The sequence below is a fragment of the Pedobacter sp. R-06 genome, assembly GCF_049913135.1.
Taxonomy (GTDB): Bacteria; Bacteroidota; Bacteroidia; order Sphingobacteriales; family Sphingobacteriaceae; genus Pedobacter.
In genome coordinates, this window is record NZ_CP183977.1 from 3,551,129 (window position 1) to 3,568,654 (window position 17,526).

The 17,526-nt window shown below is 45.5% G+C and carries 4 protein-coding genes; 1 reads left to right on the forward strand and 3 read right to left on the reverse strand.

Features of this window, described 5'->3' with window-relative positions; all coding sequences use genetic code 11:
* Positions 1-4: 4 nt before the first annotated feature.
* From ACN9MR_RS14245 to ACN9MR_RS14255, 3 genes are all read right to left on the reverse strand, one after another.
* Complete coding sequence (locus ACN9MR_RS14245) at positions 5-12,691, reverse strand: DUF7507 domain-containing protein (protein ID WP_426324567.1); 12,687 nt, start codon at positions 12,689-12,691, stop codon at positions 5-7.
* A gap of 255 nt (positions 12,692-12,946) precedes the next feature.
* Positions 12,947-14,023 carry a helix-turn-helix transcriptional regulator gene (locus tag ACN9MR_RS14250; protein WP_426324569.1) on the reverse strand — a complete coding sequence of 359 codons (1,077 nt, stop codon included), beginning with the start codon at positions 14,021-14,023 and terminating at the stop codon, positions 12,947-12,949.
* A gap of 4 nt (positions 14,024-14,027) precedes the next feature.
* On the reverse strand, positions 14,028-14,771 hold the full coding sequence (locus ACN9MR_RS14255) for a helix-turn-helix domain-containing protein (RefSeq protein WP_426324571.1): 744 nt from the start codon (positions 14,769-14,771) through the stop codon (positions 14,028-14,030).
* Positions 14,772-15,595: 824 nt separating this feature from the next.
* Here ACN9MR_RS14255 and ACN9MR_RS14260 point away from each other — a divergent pair.
* The gene (locus tag ACN9MR_RS14260; RefSeq protein ID WP_426324573.1) at positions 15,596-16,993 is read left to right on the forward strand and encodes a family 43 glycosylhydrolase; all 1,398 of its coding nucleotides are present in this window, start codon (positions 15,596-15,598) and stop codon (positions 16,991-16,993) included.
* Positions 16,994-17,526 lie beyond the last annotated feature (533 nt).

Here is a 17,526-nt window from a genome sequence, read left to right on the forward strand (position 1 = left end):
CTTATTATTTTTTAAAGGCCCTGATCAATGTGATGTACCCCTTAAATACCTCAACTTCACTTCCCTCAGTCCGTTTTACACGTAACAGGTAGAAATAAGTTCCTTCATTCAACCCCTCTCCTGTCCAGTTATTGTTATATCCCTTGGCATGGAATACCTCATTACCCCAGCGGTTTACAATTGTAAGTTCGCTGGACTGATATTGGTTCAGGCCGATAATCTCGAAGGTGTCGTTTATTCCGTCTCCATTTGGCGTGAACAGGTTTGGCACCTTGATGGCATTAAAGTCAGCAGTTATCTTAACTGAAGCTATATTGGTATAATATCCATCTGTATCTTTCACCCTGTAGGTGAACTCGTCATCTCCTGTATACCCTGCACGTGGCTCATAACTAATGGTACCATCAGCATTGATTTTTAGCGTGCCGTTTTTCGGCTGAGCAGTAATCTCAATGCTGCTAAGGTCAAAACCTGAATTTTTAGCATCATCATTGTCCAGTACTCGTATTTTCACGATCTGATTTGCCTTTGTAGAGGCAACATCATTCACCGCAACCGGAGATGGAGTTACAGGGGTTACCGTTGGATTGTCATTTGTACTGTCCGAACCAGATACGTCACCCACGTGTGTTCCTTCGGGAGTTAATGCATCCACCTTAGCCGTGTTACTCACACTGCCTAGATCTCTGTCTGCCTGACTCAATTTATAAACCACGCTATGGTTGACCGATTCTCCAGGTAACAGTCCTGTAGGAAGAGGCAATAAAAGACCTGAAACCCCAGCCTTGGCATCATTCAGGGTAACCGAAGTTAAAGTCGTCATACCTGTATTGGTGATCGTAAAGGTATAGTTGATTGAATTACCGGATACCACCGCTGTTTTAACAAGCGAGATTGATGAACGCTGTGGCATAAGGGTTTGCGTAGGCTGATCATTATCTTCTGCTGTACCCGAGCGATCTGTCACCTTGCCACCTGATGGCGAACTGGCAACAACCTCAGCAGTATTCTCTACCATTCCTTTGTCCCTATCCGCCTGGCTTACCCGATAAGTATATTGGTAAGAAACTTCGGCTGCAGGTTCTAATCTGCTTGCTACAGTTACATTCAACGACAGTTTATTATCTGTAAGTGTAACCGGTGCCAGCTCAACATTTCCTGTATTTCTGATCTTAAACGTATAAACAATATTGTTTCCATCTGCACTTAGCGCCCCAGATTTCACTAATGAAATTGCTGGTTTTGCTGTAATTATTGTCACGGTCGGATCACCAGCCGCAGGAGTTGATGGATCATCAGAATCGACAACGACTGTCCCTCCCTTAGGATCTGTTCCTGAAGCGGTAGCCTGGTTGGCAAAACGGCCGCTGTTTACATCAGCAAGAGTAAGGGTGTGCCTTGCAGTCACAGTTACCTGGGCGCCTGGCTGCAACACCGCGATGGCCAAAGGAATAATGCTTCCCGGATCCGCTTTTGCATCAGTAATAGTGACATTTGTTAAAGTCACATTACCTGTATTGGTAACAATTAATTTATAATTAATTACATCCCCTACTTTACTCACCACATTTGTTACTGTCTTCGCAAGACTCATCGATGGAGCAGCAGGGATAACAGTTACCGTAGGGTCGTCTGGCGTACCGGTTGATGGATCATCGGAATCCCTGTCCACACCGTTTCCTTTTGGATCCTTACCGCTAGCCTTAGCCTGGTTGGTCACGCTGCCACCGTCGATATCCGACTGGGTCATCGTATGCACTGCAGTTAAGGTAACAGAAGCGCCCGGTGCAAGGCTTGTTACAGGCGAACCTGTAACTACAGCATTTGCATCGCTCACCGCGATATTGTTTAAGGTCACATTACCTGTATTGGTAAGCACCAGGTTGTATTTAAGTTCAGCTCCAACCGTATTCGGTACTGTGCCGTTCACCGATTTTGCAAGGCTCATCGATGGAGCAGCAGGAATAATGGTTACCGTAGGGTCATCTGGGGTCCCGGTTGAAGGATCATCGGAATCCCTGTCCACACCGTTTCCTTTTGGATCCTTACCGCTAGCCTTAGCCTGGTTGGTCACACTGCCACCGTCGATATCCGACTGGGTCATTGTATGCACCGCGGTCAGGGTAACAGAAGCACCCGGTGCAAGGCTTGTTACAGGCGAACCTGTAACCACTGCATTCGCATCGCTCACCGCGATATTGCTCAGGGTAACATTACCTGTATTGGTAAGCACCAGGTTGTATTTAAGTTCAGCTCCAACGGTATTCGGTACTGTGCCGTTCACCGATTTTGCAAGGCTCATCGATGGAGCAGCAGGAATAATGGTTACCGTAGGGTCATCTGGGGTCCCGGTTGAAGGATCATCGGAGTCCTTATCCACACCGTTTCCTTTAGGATCCTTGCCGCTAGCCTTCGCCTGGTTGGTCACGCTGCCACCGTCGATATCCGACTGGGTCATTGTATGCACCGCGGTCAGGGTAACAGAAGCGCCCGGTGCAAGGCTTGTTACAGGCGAACCTGTAACCACTGCATTCGCATCGCTCACCGCGATATTGCTCAGGGTAACATTACCTGTATTGGTAAGCACCAGGTTGTATTTAAGTGACGCACCAACCGTATTCGGTACCGTGCCGTTCACCGATTTTGCAAGGCTCATCGATGGAGCAGCAGGAATAATGGTTACCGTAGGGTCGTCTGGCGTACCGGTTGAAGGATCATCGGAATCCTTATCCACACCGTTTCCTTTAGGGTCTTTGCCCGTAGCCTTTGCCTGGTTGGTCACGCTGCCACCGTCGATATCCGACTGGGTCATCGTATGCACTGCAGTTAAGGTAACAGAAGCGCCCGGTGCAAGGCTCGCTACAGGTGAACCTGTAACCACCGCATTCGCATCGCTCACCGCGATATTGTTTAAGGTCACATTACCTGTATTGGTAAGCACCAGGTTGTATTTAAGTTCAGCTCCAACGGTATTCGGTACTGTGCCGTTCACCGATTTTGCAAGGCTCATCGATGGAGCAGCAGGGATAATGGTTACCGTAGGGTCGTCTGGCGTACCGGTTGAAGGATCATCGGAATCCTTATCCACACCGTTTCCTTTAGGGTCTTTGCCCGTAGCCTTTGCCTGGTTGGTCACGCTGCCACCGTCGATATCCGACTGGGTCATCGTATGCACAGCAGTCAGGGTAACAGAAGCACCCGGTGCAAGGCTTGCTACAGGTGAACCTGTAACCACTGCATTTGCATCGCTCACCGCGATATTGCTCAGGGTAACATTACCCGTATTGGTAAGGACTAAGTTGTATTTAAGTTCAGCTCCAACCGTATTCGGTACCGTGCCGTTCACCGATTTTGCAAGGCTCATCGATGGAGCAGCAGGAATAATGGTTACCGTAGGGTCATCAGGGGTACCTGTTGAAGGATCATCGGAATCCTTATCCACACCGTTTCCTTTAGGCTCTTTGCCCGTAGCCTTCGCCTGGTTGGTCACGCTGCCACCGTCGATATCCGACTGGGTCATTGTATGCACAGCAGTTAAGGTAACAGAAGTGCCCGGTGCAAGGCTCGCTACAGGCGAACCGGTAACCACTGCATTCGCATCGCTCACCGCGATATTGCTCAGGGTAACATTACCCGTATTGGTAAGGACTAAGTTGTATTTAAGTTCAGCTCCAACAGTATTCGGTACCGTGCCGTTCACCGATTTTGCAAGGCTCATCGATGGAGCAGCAGGAATAATGGTTACCGTAGGGTCATCTGGGGTCCCGGTTGAAGGATCATCGGAATCCCTGTCCACACCGTTTCCTTTAGGATCCTTACCGCTAGCCTTCGCCTGGTTGGTCACACTGCCACCGTCGATATCCGACTGGGTCATCGTGTGCACAGCAGTTAAGGTAACAGAAGCGCGCGGTGCAAGGCTTGCCACAGGCGAACCTGTAACCACTGCATTTGCATCGTTCACCGCGATATTGTTTAAGGTCACATTACCTGTATTGGTAAGGACTAAGTTGTATTTAAGTTCAGCACCAACAGTATTCGGTACCGTGCCGTTCACCGATTTTGCAAGGCTCATCGATGGAGCAGCAGGAATAATGGTTACCGTAGGGTCGTCTGGCGTACCGGTTGAAGGATCATCGGAATCCTTATCCACACCGTTTCCTTTAGGGTCTTTGCCCGTAGCCTTTGCCTGGTTGGTCACGCTGCCACCGTCGATATCCGACTGGGTCATCGTATGCACTGCAGTTAAGGTAACAGAAGCGCCCGGTGCAAGGCTCGCCACAGGCGAACCTGTAACCACCGCATTCGCATCGCTCACCGCGATATTGTTTAAGGTCACATTACCTGTATTGGTAAGGACTAAGTTGTATTTAAGTTCAGCACCAACAGTATTCGGTACCGTGCCGTTCACCGATTTTGCAAGGCTCATCGATGGAGCAGCAGGAATAATGGTTACCGTAGGGTCGTCTGGCGTACCGGTTGAAGGATCATCGGAATCCTTATCCACACCGTTTCCTTTAGGGTCTTTGCCCGTAGCCTTTGCCTGGTTGGTCACGCTGCCACCGTCGATATCCGACTGGGTCATCGTATGCACTGCAGTTAAGGTAACAGAAGCGCCCGGTGCAAGGCTCGCTACAGGTGAACCTGTAACCACCGCATTCGCATCGCTCACCGCGATATTGTTTAAGGTCACATTACCTGTATTGGTAAGCACCAGGTTGTATTTAAGTTCAGCTCCAACGGTATTCGGTACTGTGCCGTTCACCGATTTTGCAAGGCTCATCGATGGAGCAGCAGGGATAATGGTTACCGTAGGGTCGTCTGGCGTACCGGTTGAAGGATCATCGGAATCCTTATCCACACCGTTTCCTTTAGGGTCTTTGCCCGTAGCCTTTGCCTGGTTGGTCACGCTGCCACCGTCGATATCCGACTGGGTCATCGTATGCACAGCAGTCAGGGTAACAGAAGCACCCGGTGCAAGGCTTGCTACAGGTGAACCTGTAACCACTGCATTTGCATCGCTCACCGCGATATTGCTCAGGGTAACATTACCCGTATTGGTAAGGACTAAGTTGTATTTAAGTTCAGCTCCAACCGTATTCGGTACCGTGCCGTTCACCGATTTTGCAAGGCTCATCGATGGAGCAGCAGGAATAATGGTTACCGTAGGGTCATCAGGGGTACCTGTTGAAGGATCATCGGAATCCTTATCCACACCGTTTCCTTTAGGCTCTTTGCCCGTAGCCTTCGCCTGGTTGGTCACGCTGCCACCGTCGATATCCGACTGGGTCATTGTATGCACAGCAGTTAAGGTAACAGAAGTGCCCGGTGCAAGGCTCGCTACAGGCGAACCGGTAACCACTGCATTCGCATCGCTCACCGCGATATTGCTCAGGGTAACATTACCCGTATTGGTAAGGACTAAGTTGTATTTAAGTTCAGCTCCAACAGTATTCGGTACCGCACCGTTCACCGATTTTGCAAGGCTCATCGATGGAGCAGCAGGAATAATGGTTACCGTAGGGTCATCAGGGGTACCTGTTGAAGGATCATCGGAATCCTTATCCACACCGTTTCCTTTAGGCTCTTTGCCCGTAGCCTTCGCCTGGTTGGTCACGCTGCCACCGTCGATATCCGACTGGGTCATTGTATGCACAGCAGTTAAGGTAACAGAAGTGCCCGGTGCAAGGCTCGCTACAGGCGAACCGGTAACCACTGCATTCGCATCGCTCACCGCGATATTGCTCAGGGTAACATTACCCGTATTGGTAAGGACTAAGTTGTATTTAAGTTCAGCTCCAACAGTATTCGGTACCGTGCCGTTCACCGATTTTGCAAGGCTCATCGATGGAGCAGCAGGAATAATGGTTACCGTAGGGTCGTCTGGCGTACCGGTTGAAGGATCATCGGAATCCTTATCCACACCGTTTCCTTTAGGGTCCTTACCGCTAGCCTTCGCCTGGTTGGTCACACTGCCACCGTCGATATCCGACTGGGTCATTGTATGCACAGCGGTCAGGGTAACAGAAGCACCCGGTGCAAGGCTTGCTACAGGTGAACCGGTAACCACCGCATTTGCATCGCTCACCGCGATATTGCTCAGGGTAACATTACCCGTATTGGTAAGGACTAAATTGTATTTAAGTGACGCACCAACCGTATTCGGTACCGCACCGTTCACCGATTTTGCAAGGCTCATCGATGGAGCAGCAGGGATAATGGTTACCGTAGGGTCATCAGGGGTACCTGTTGAAGGATCATCGGAATCCTTATCCACACCGTTTCCTTTAGGGTCTTTACCCGTAGCCTTAGCCTGGTTGGTCACGCTGCCACCGTCGATATCCGACTGGGTCATTGTATGCACAGCGGTCAGGGTAACAGAAGCACCCGGTGCAAGGCTTGCTACTGGCGAACCGGTAACCACTGCATTTGCATCGATCACCGCGATATTGCTCAGGGTAACATTACCCGTATTGGTAAGGACTAAGTTGTATTTAAGTTCAGCACCAACAGTATTCGGTACCGTGCCGTTCACCGATTTTGCAAGGCTCATCGATGGAGCAGCAGGAATAATGGTTACCGTAGGGTCGTCTGGCGTACCTGTTGAAGGATCATCGGAATCCTTATCCACACCGTTTCCTTTTGGATCCTTACCGCTAGCCTTAGCCTGGTTGGTCACACTGCCACCGTCGATATCCGACTGGGTCATTGTATGCACAGCAGTTAAGGTAACAGAAGCGCCCGGTGCAAGGCTCGCTACAGGTGAACCTGTAACTACCGCATTTGCATCGCTTACTGCGATATTGTTTAAGGTAACATTACCTGTATTGGTAAGCACTAAGTTGTATTTAAGTGACGCACCAACCGTATTCGGTACCGCACCGTTCACCGATTTTGCAAGGCTCATCGATGGAGCAGCAGGGATAATGGTTACCGTAGGGTCATCAGGGGTACCGGTTGAAGGATCATCAGAGTCCTTGTCCACACCGTTTCCTTTAGGATCCTTGCCGCTAGCCTTAGCCTGGTTGGTCACGCTGCCACCGTCGATATCCGACTGGGTCATTGTATGCACAGCAGTTAAGGTAACAGAAGCGCCCGGTGCAAGACTTGCTACAGGTGAATCTGTAACCACTGCATTCGCATCGCTCACCGCGATATTGCTCAGGGTAACATTACCCGTATTGGTAAGGACTAAGTTGTATTTAAGTTCAGCTCCAACAGTATTCGGTACCGTGCCGTTGATAAGTTTGGTAAATGTGAAGGCAGGATTATAAACGTTTATCGTAACAGTGATTGGATCTGAAACAATTCCGTCAGGAGTTGTCAGGCGGTAAGTATAAGTATCTGTACCCACAAAGTTCGGATCGCTCGGCGTGTAGGTGATACTTCCATCAGTGTTAATCACTATATTCCCATGAGCTGGTGCGCTACCTGCAATAACAGTTGTACCGGTTGCGCTTGCACCATCATTTACTGTGACAAAAGTTGTCACGGGTGTGTTTTTAGGGGTCAGATCTGAATCTGCCTGGCCTATAGGCTTTATAGTAATCGTGAAAGTCTGCACTGCAGATTGATCGATACCTCCGTTCACGGTTCCACCATTATCCTTTAAAGACACCGATACAGTAATCTTCCCGAATTTGTCTGCTGCTGGCTGGTAACTAAGTGTGCCGTCAGCCAGGATCGCAGGCTGCACAGCAAACATTGAAGGATCAGTATTGGTTACAATAAAATTTAATACTTGTCCGCTTTCATCTAATGGGCCTTTGGTGATTGAGCTCGCCCAAAGTGGGACATTCTGCAAGCTTGCATTGATATTGATATTTTGATCTGCCCCTTTAACAAAGCCTGGAACATCGTTTACCGGAGTGACCGTGATATTTACAGCTGCATTCGAAACAGCATATGCCGTACCGTCGCTGCCGTTCCAGTTGAAACTGGTCGAACCGTTCCAGTCTGCATTGGGAACAAAAGTGATCTTATCCAGATCAGCCGCAACGATTTCCTGGCCTGCCGTGATGGCAATACCGTTAAGCTGCAGGCTACCGTTCAACGGAAGATCGACTATGCGGATCTTGGTTAACGGGTTGTTATCCTTATCGGTAAATTTTGAGGTAAAGTCTACAGCGGCAAAAGGTATCGGGCTATCTTCCAAACCACTTTTGCTGATCGCTGCAACAACCGGAACATCGTTTACCGGAGTAACCGTGATGTTTACAGCTGCATCCGAAACTGCATATGCCGTACCGTCGCTGCCGTTCCAGTTGAAACTGGTCGAACCGTTCCAGTCTGCATTGGGAACAAAAGTGATCTTATCCAGATCAGCCGCAACGATTTCCTGGCCTGCCGTGATGGCAATGCCGTTAAGCTGCAAGCTACCGTTCAACGGAAGATCGACTATGCGGATCTTGGTTAACGGGTTGTTATCCTTATCGGTAAATTTTGAGGTAAAGTCTACAGCGGCAAAAGGTATCGGGCTATCTTCCCCTCCGCTCTTGCTGATCGCTGCAACAACCGGAACATCGTTTACCGGAGTAACCGTGATGTTTACAGCTGCATCCGAAACTGCATATGCCGTACCGTCGCTGCCGTTCCAGTTGAAACTGGTCGAACCGTTCCAGTCTGCATTGGGAACAAAAGTGATCTTATCCAGATCAGCCGCAACGATTTCCTGGCCTGCCGTGATGGCAATGCCGTTAAGCTGCAAGCTACCGTTCAACGGAAGATCGACTATGCGGATCTTGGTTAACGGGTTGTTATCCTTATCGGTAAATTTTGAGGTAAAGTCTACAGCGGCAAAAGGTATCGGGCTATCTTCCCCTCCGCTCTTGCTGATCGCTGCAACAACCGGAACATCGTTTACCGGAGTGACCGTGATATTTACAGCTGCATCCGAAACAGCATAAGCCGTACCGTCGCTGCCGTTCCAGTTGAAACTGGTCGAACCGTTCCAGTCTGCATTGGGAACAAAAGTGATCTTATCCAGATCCGCCGCAACGATTTCCTGGCCTGCCGTGATGGCAATGCCGTTAAGCTGCAAGCTACCGTTCAACGGAAGATCGACTATGCGGATCTTGGTTAATGGGTTGTTGTCCTTGTCGGTAAATTTTGAGGTAAAGTCGACAGCGGCAAAAGGTATCGGGCTATCTTCCAAACCACTTTTGCTGATCGCTGCAACAACCGGAACATCGTTTACCGGAGTGACCGTGATATTCACAGCTGCATCCGAAACAGCATATGCCGTACCGTTGCTGCCGTTCCAGTTGAAACTGGTAGAACCGTTCCAGTCTGCATTGGGAACAAAAGTGATCTTATCCAGATCCGCTGCAACGATTTCCTGGCCTGCCGTGATGGCAATACCGTTAAGCTGCAGGCTACCATTCAACGGAAGATCGACTATGCGGATCTTGGTTAACGGGTTGTTATCCTTGTCCGTAAATTTAGAGGTAAAGTCTACAGCGGCAAACGGTATCGGGCTATCTTCCAAACCACTTTTGTTGATCGCTGCAACAACCGGAACATCGTTTACCGGAGTGACCGTGATATTCACAGCTGCATTCGAAACAGCATATGCCGTACCGTCGCTGCCGTTCCAGTTGAAACTGGTCGAACCGTTCCAGTCTGCATTGGGAACAAAAGTGATCTTATCCAGATCAGCCGCAACGATTTCCTGGCCTGCCGTGATGGCAATGCCGTTAAGCTGCAGGCTACCGTTCAACGGAAGATCGACTATGCGGATCTTGGTTAACGGGTTGTTATCCTTATCGGTAAATTTTGAGGTAAAGTCTACAGCGGCAAAAGGTATCGGGCTATCTTCCCCTCCGCTCTTGCTGATCGCTGCAACAACCGGAACATCGTTAACTGGCGTAACTGTAATGTCTAAAGTAGTCGTCGCGGTTAAGCTACCATCAGAAAGTGTGTAGGTAATTTGCGGAACAGTACCATTGTAATCTGCAACAGGCACAAATGTATAGGAACCATTAGCGTTAATCGTAATTATACCTACGTTGGTAATTGAAACCGGAGTCGCTAAAGCTTGGTCGCCCGATATACCTGCAATGGTAAATTTGGTAATGGTTAAGGGGTCATTTTCTGGATCTGTATCATTAACCAATAAATCGCCGGTTACTCCCGTAGCGCCATCTGCGACGGTTAAGGTTACATCTTCAGGCGTTGTATTTGTATTAGGCACACCAGTTGGGGCGGTATTGGTTGCTATTACGGTTATATTTAAGGTGGTGGTGGCGGTGGCAATACCATCACTTAGCGTATAAGTAATGGTATTAACTGCGCCTGTAAAGTTTGTCAAAGGGACAAACGAATAACTACCATTGGCATTGATCGTGATAGTTCCTTGACCAGGAATTAAAAAGCCGGCTCCACCCAAGGTTTTATCACCAGCAGATCCTGCAACAGTAAACTTGGTTACCACAAGTGCATCTCCATCTGCATCCGTATCATTTACCAATAAATCACCACCAGTTCCAGTTGCTCCATCAGCCACTGTTAAGGTAGTATTCATGTTTGTAGAACTAACGTTAGCTACTCCAACTGGTGGATTATTTCCAACTGCTACACTTGCAGCCTGAATATTATTACAACCGTTTCCGCTCGGGTTCCCGTTACATTCTGTATCAACGTTATTGGAAAATGTTGGTGTACTTTCGTCAGTGGCATTTGGATCTGCGATATCAGCTGGACGCAAGATGGTTGCTCGTGTAGTTAGCGTGGTGTTTTTTAAGGATGTACCTACGGTACCAGTAATTACATAAGTCCCTGTAGATCCAGTGGTCATACTTAAAGTAGACTCCCATTTCGTGGCTCCGTTTACCGGAGAAGCTTCTACTATGGCACCAGTGTTGGTGGTTAAAACTGCCGAGGTAACGGTAAAGCCCGCAGGGTGCTCAAAGCCAAACTTAGCTCCGGTTACATCACTTACGCTTACCCCTGCGATATTTAAGTTTTTAATTACAACCGTATAAGTAACCGTATTTCCTGATGTTGTTGTGGTGAGCGATGGTGTGTTACTTGTAACCTCTAAATCTGCCTGAGCGATGGTTACAGCTATAGTCTTTGTGATTTCAGCACCTGGAATAAAAGTATAAGTATCTAGTGACTTCTCATTACCGTAATCAGAACTTCCTCCACTACCGCTAGTATTTGAGCCCCATTTGTGTCCATTCGAACTACTATTAATAGCCGAAACACCTAACACGGCTTTTTTAGGATTAGGTGGCGTTCCTGCATTGTCAACAGGACTATCATCCCAATAAACTACATCGCCTCCTGCAACAGGAGTATAGGTTCCATTGGTTGTTAATTGTTGTATAATAAGTCCGTTTGGGTTAATCTCTACGTCTACAAAAGGGAAGTGTACCTCTGCACCATAGAGTTGAATTTTTACCTGATTGAGTATTGTGCCCGGAGGAACTTTTGCCCCAGGTGTTACAGGATCAGCGACAGAAGTTCCTGCAGCGCCATCCCATACAACGGTATTGCTACCGGCCACGGTTGTACCTGTTAATACCCGATCAATGAACGCTCCATTTCCTGGGATTACAATCTTATAAGTTCCATTTACATTTGAATCAAATTTGATATTTGCTCCTTTGGCACTTACACTTGATCCTGAATTCTCCACACCCTCGAAAACGATGTTCGAAACTGTTGGGACTACCACACTAGTTGCCTTTAGCCAAGTCGTTCCGCCGTCGGCATAAGCAGCCGTTTCAGGAAGGTTTGTATCATCTGGTTTATTATAGAATATTTTATGGGTAATTCCATTGGCATTATCTGCCGTGCGTGGATCTTTAACAAAAACATTGGCTGTTGAAGAGTTCAAGCTTTTGTAAGTAGGATTACCTGCCCCACCCGCTGCAGTGGTGAAACCTTTACTATTTACAAAAAATGTATAAGCCGCTCCGTTAAGTCCGTTTTCATTTACTAAATAAGCATAGCCATCTTTTGTAAGTACATAATGCTTACCATTAAAGCCGTTTCCTGCAGCCCATGTTTGTGGAAGCATTAAATTCAAAACGTTTGCATATACCCTTCCGGTGATGGCAGTGGTGCTTACCAGATTCGGGAATACCGAGACATCCCATGCTGATATCGAGGCATTACTTGCCTGTGTCCAAGCGTCATTTGCATTAACGTCCGCCGGAGTTGTCGAGGCGGATGGATTTGGAGCAATAAACTCTATTTTCCAAACTCCTGCCTGAGTTGCGCTACTCACTGTTCTTTGAAACGGGGTATAACCTACTCTCGAGCCCGACAATTCAGTTGCACGGGTAGTAATCCTTCCAACATTATCAGCTGCAGATGTATATATTGTACCATCTGGTGCTGTTAATCTTATGCGACCTGTTCCAACATTTTGACCACTATGCGCCGCTGCGATAGTCTCGCCTTCTTTAACGTACGCATAATGTGTGCCTTGGGTTAAAAAAGGGTAACTAGCCGAACTCACAAACCCACCGGGATAAGTAGTTGTTGACACTAAAAAGGCTCTGTTTCCTGTAGCTCCTGAGGGATAAAAGTCTTTTGAACCTTCCGCAAAAGCTTCAAACTTTGAGAAAGCAAAGAGCATTAGCAGCATCGCCATTTTCAGGAAGGCCGAACGTTTAAAACACGGCACAAAAAAGCATACCCAATCAATAGCTGTCGCTATCCTTTTTGGTAAATGTGTATTCATATAAGTAATATTTCGTTTGTCCGAACGGACAATAATGGAGGTCTTGAAAGCGTTAATTTCCAGAGAACATCATGATTGCCGTTCACTTTCATGGAACATCCTGATAAAAAACGTTTTTTCAGTATGTACCCGTAAGTGGCCGCAAATATGCGTTGAGATGACGGAAATCGAGTATCAATTCTTTGGGATGCACTAGATTTCTTGAATTTGTATACCTAATACTACAAAAAATCAACCTAAATATTTTATCTCGTTCTAACTGTTCCGAAATTGAGATGGGGTACATCCTTTCAGATTCTTAAATACACGGTTGAAAGTTGCTTTCGATCCAAAACCACACTCGAATATAATCTCATCAATGCCCTTTTGTTCATAACGTGTAAGTAAAAAACAGGCATGGTTAATGCGCAACTTATTAATATAGTTGATAAAACTTTCGTTATGGATTCTGCTAAACAGCTGGCTGGTATAGTGGGCTGAAATCCCCAATAAGCTTGCTACTTTTTCGATCGAAAGCGAACTATCAAGGTGGATGTGGTTTTCGGAGATTAGGTTTTGTAAACGCAGATTATATTCGGCTAATAATTCTGTCGGAATACCGGATTTTTCGTAAGCTGGTTCAGCCTTCTGTACCGCTACCTGCGCTGATAAGTTGTCCTCAGTTTTTGAAGTTCCCTTGATTCTTTTGTAAAGATACCTTGCAACTGATAGCTGGGCACTGAGCAAAAAGCCATATATAATGTAAAGGCCGATGGTGGGAGGCATGGATTTTTGCGGTAGTACGCGCGAAAACATCACTACAATACCAAAAGAAGCCATAAACAGGATCAGTACAGAAGCAACATTGATCATCCTGCTCCTATCGCCTAATTGGGAAACTATTTTTTTAGAACCTGTCAAATAAATGGCCCAGCCACCATAACCCAAGAGGGAGATGCCCTGACCTATTCCAAGAACCAAATAATATTTCCACCGAAACTGCTCCCTTAACAAGGGGTCAGACAACAAGACAATGAATGCAATCCAGAAGATAGGGATAGGTATGAGATGAAACAGGATGCGGTTTCGCATTTCTTTATCCATCTCCTTTACAGAGGTGATAATCCCATGATATAACAGCGGGCCATAGCCAAAGGCAAATGGTGCACCCGCATCTACAAACCGGATATCGCCGAAAAAATTAATGGCTATAGCCGTATAGCAGACATGACTGATGGAGTAGAAATGGTAAACCTGCAACACTTTGAGAAAACTCTCCTTTACATGCAACCTGTGGATCAGGATTAATGAAGTAACCGCAAGCAAAAATATAAGCAATAGAAGTATATTCATGATTTCAGCAGATTGTTACCGGCACATTTTGTTTAACCGAACGCCTATATTCTTTTGGGGTCACTCCTACAATTTCCTTAAAATATTTGTTGAATGCACTTTTCGACTTAAACCCACATTCATAACTGAGTGCTTCTATCTTTAAATCCAAGTCCGCCTCAAGCTTTATTTTGGCATGTTGGATACGGAGCTCTGCCAATAGCTGATAAAAATTCTTGTCATAAAAAACCTTCAAGGTATTGGTTAGCTGAAACCGTGGAATGCCTGTTTTAGCAGCCAGCACTGCAAGTGAGAACTCAGGGTCACAAAGGAGATCGGCATTGGATAACACAGCATCAACTTTTTCAAAATAGATATTATTTCCATTGGTTTCATTACCAACAAAATCAACTGTTGCAACAGTTTCATGCAGTTTCAAATTCAAACCTCCATCCCTGATGTACATCCTGATGAAGTTGCCGATCATCAACCAGCCCATAAAAAGCAACAAATTGATGAGCATATTTACATCAAATCCATTCAAAATCTTTGGAAATATAAACTGGCGGATTAAAATGAAAACAATCAATATTGAAATAAAAATACTGAAATAGAAGAAATTTATTAAAAACATCTCTTGATTGTCAACATTTGCTTTTTTCATCAGAGTGATAAGTGGCAATATACTATGTGCAGCCATCGAGATCATCATCACCAAAAAATAAAACAGGTAGTAAAAATCAAGATAATCTCTTTTCAGATTCAACATCGCCCACGGAGTTTTCAAAGACAGATATACTAAACTAAGTAGGACAAAAAAAATGATGTTCAATGCAAAAAAGATAGTGAAGGCAGGTTTTTTCTGCAAACTGAGGTAGGCCGAAAATGCCAAAGGGCCATATAAAACCGCCACGGGCAAACCAGACTCTAGCAGAATTAGCAATAGATGAACGAGTGCAACCAGGAAAATGGATATGATGAAATAAATAAATTTGTCGCTGGAAGTTTCCAACCACTTGATTCTTTGCTTATTCCTTACAAACCACGGATAACGGCTTTTATCAACGGACACAGCTACTAGTTTAAACGAATAATTAGGTAACGACGACTTATTTGTTACTCTTGGACGAATATACTTACATTTCTCTTTGTTGACAATATTTTGATGCAAAACTGGAAAAACCATGACTTATTGCCCCAACTCCCAAAAATAAATAATCAGCAAGCCCCTGATTTATGGCTGATTTCGCTATGCACTAAAATTGGCGTGAGGTTAATCAGACTGGTTTATACAGTTCCTCTCCTACTGTCTCCAATATTGCTGTTATACCGTAATGCGCTCTTATTGTGTCTAACAATTCTGTCATACCATAATATTCGATAGCGCTAACAATATCAATACGGGTTAGTAGATCGTTCGTTTATCCTCTTTACAACACAAGAGTATAAATGAACAGACTTCGTGTCATGGTTAAAGAGTTTTAATTTATCTGATAAGAAAGATAAACAGGAGAAAAGCAGTCTATATTATTTATGTTCTACCATTAATATAGTTATTCGAATATATATTACAAAAGATCTAATTACATATCTATGATTAATAAAACGCTACTGTCCATTATTTTCATATTGGGGGTTGTAACTACAATAAGGGCTCAGAAAACAAACCCATTTGGCAAGCCCCTGATCCCTGATATGATTGCAGATGCCAGTATTCAGCAAATCAACGGAACTTTCTATTGTTACGCCACAACCGATGGCTATGGCAAAGGCCTCAAATCTTCAGGTCCTCCGGTACTCTGGAAATCAACAGATTTCGTTAACTGGAGACTTGATGGCATTTATTTTCCATCGGCTGTTAAAGAATTATATTGGGCACCAAGCAAAGTTGTTCCGGCAAATGATAAATTCTATATCTACCCTACCGTTAATGGTTATATGTACCCTGCAGTAGCAGATCGGCCGGAAGGACCATTCATCCTTGCCCGGGGCAAGGATGAATGGTTTAAACCTTATACCCCATCAACCTTATTACAGATTAAAAAACCAGATGGCATTGATGCGGAAATATTTGTAGATGACGATAAGCAGGCCTATGTGTTCTGGAACCGCAGGCATGCGGCTAAATTGATGCCTGATATGATTACTGTCGACTCGGCCATACAAGTAATTTCCACACCCAGAACGCAGTATTCTGAAGGGCCTATTGTGTTTAAAAGAAAAGGCATTTATTATTACTTATACACTTTAGGGGGGGATGAGCGGTATCAGTATGCCTATATAATGAGCAAAGTTTCGCCATTAGGACCCTATATTTTTCCTAAAACAGATATAATAGCCACCACAAACTATAGTAAAGGGGTATTTGGACCAGGTCATGGCTCCGTTTTCAATGTAGCGGGAACAGATAATTATTATCTTGCTTTTTTAGAATTTGGGAGAGGAAGCACCAACCGCCAGACTTATGTGAATCAATTAAAATTTGCAAATGACGGTACAATAATGCCGATGGAGTTGAATTTAGATGGCGTTGGTGCCTTGGCAGAGATCAAAAAACGGAAACAGCTGCAAATCCGCAACATATATGCTTCCAGTACGACCCGCCCTCAAAATATCAAACCAATGAAAGACACTTTACTTGTACGCGAAGAATATTTTACCCCCAACTTTGCTATTGATGGCGCAAATGGTTCACGCTGGATGGCTACGAATGAAGACCGGGATCGCTGGATCATTGCAGATTTGGGCAAGACTGTTTCTGTACGGCAAAGCAATATATATTTTGTTCGCCCAACTGCCGGTCATGCTTACATTCTGGAAACTTCATTGGACGGAAAATCATGGCAAAAGCATGGTGGGCATAGCCAAATAGAAATGCAATCTCCTCACGTTGATCCATTAAACATCAAATGCCGTTATCTGAGAATAAAAATTTTGGATGGCGTACCTGGTATCTGGGAATGGAATCTCTATGGGGGCAATAAAGAGTAGTTAATCTAGCGCTTAAGTCTGGCATTTTAATTTTAGTCTTTGCTAATCACTGGAATTGCGATAGTCCTACCAGAGAGTTTTTATTGTCATATTGCTTTTTTAAGCGGCTATTTTAGGATTTATTGATTTGTTTTCAAACGCTAAAGACGATAAGTATATATAAGATTAATATCTGCTATAAGCCGTTTACGTTTAGGATTTCTTAACCATAATAAAAACTACTGTTACCTGGCCCAAATGCAATACACATCCTTTCAACCGGAAATATCTTTCAGTAATCCTTTATAATCCGAATATCTCCAGTCTCCCTTAGAAAAGATGCCCACCCGTCCTTTAATATATCTCGTTCCATTTGAGCATCCTTTAACTCTTTCTGGAGTTTTTTGATCAGTTTCTGATCTTCAGTGAGAACCGAAGAACTCTGTTTAGACTCCGATTCGTGCTCTTTCCGTTTACCCAAAGGTTTTGACTGATCCCTAACCCATCTGCAACATCTTTTATCGGTACCAACTAAATACAAAATCGCATAACTG

Bases quoted from the DNA above. Each gene is read 5' to 3' on its own strand.
- ACN9MR_RS14255 (WP_426324571.1), bottom strand. From the start codon at position 14,771: ATGTTGAATCTGAAAAGAGATTATCTTGATTTTTACTACCTGTTTTAT.
- ACN9MR_RS14260 (WP_426324573.1), top strand. From the start codon at position 15,596: ATGATTAATAAAACGCTACTGTCCATTATTTTCATATTGGGGGTTGTA.
- ACN9MR_RS14245 (WP_426324567.1), bottom strand. From the start codon at position 12,691: ATGAATACACATTTACCAAAAAGGATAGCGACAGCTATTGATTGGGTA.
- ACN9MR_RS14250 (WP_426324569.1), bottom strand. From the start codon at position 14,023: ATGAATATACTTCTATTGCTTATATTTTTGCTTGCGGTTACTTCATTA.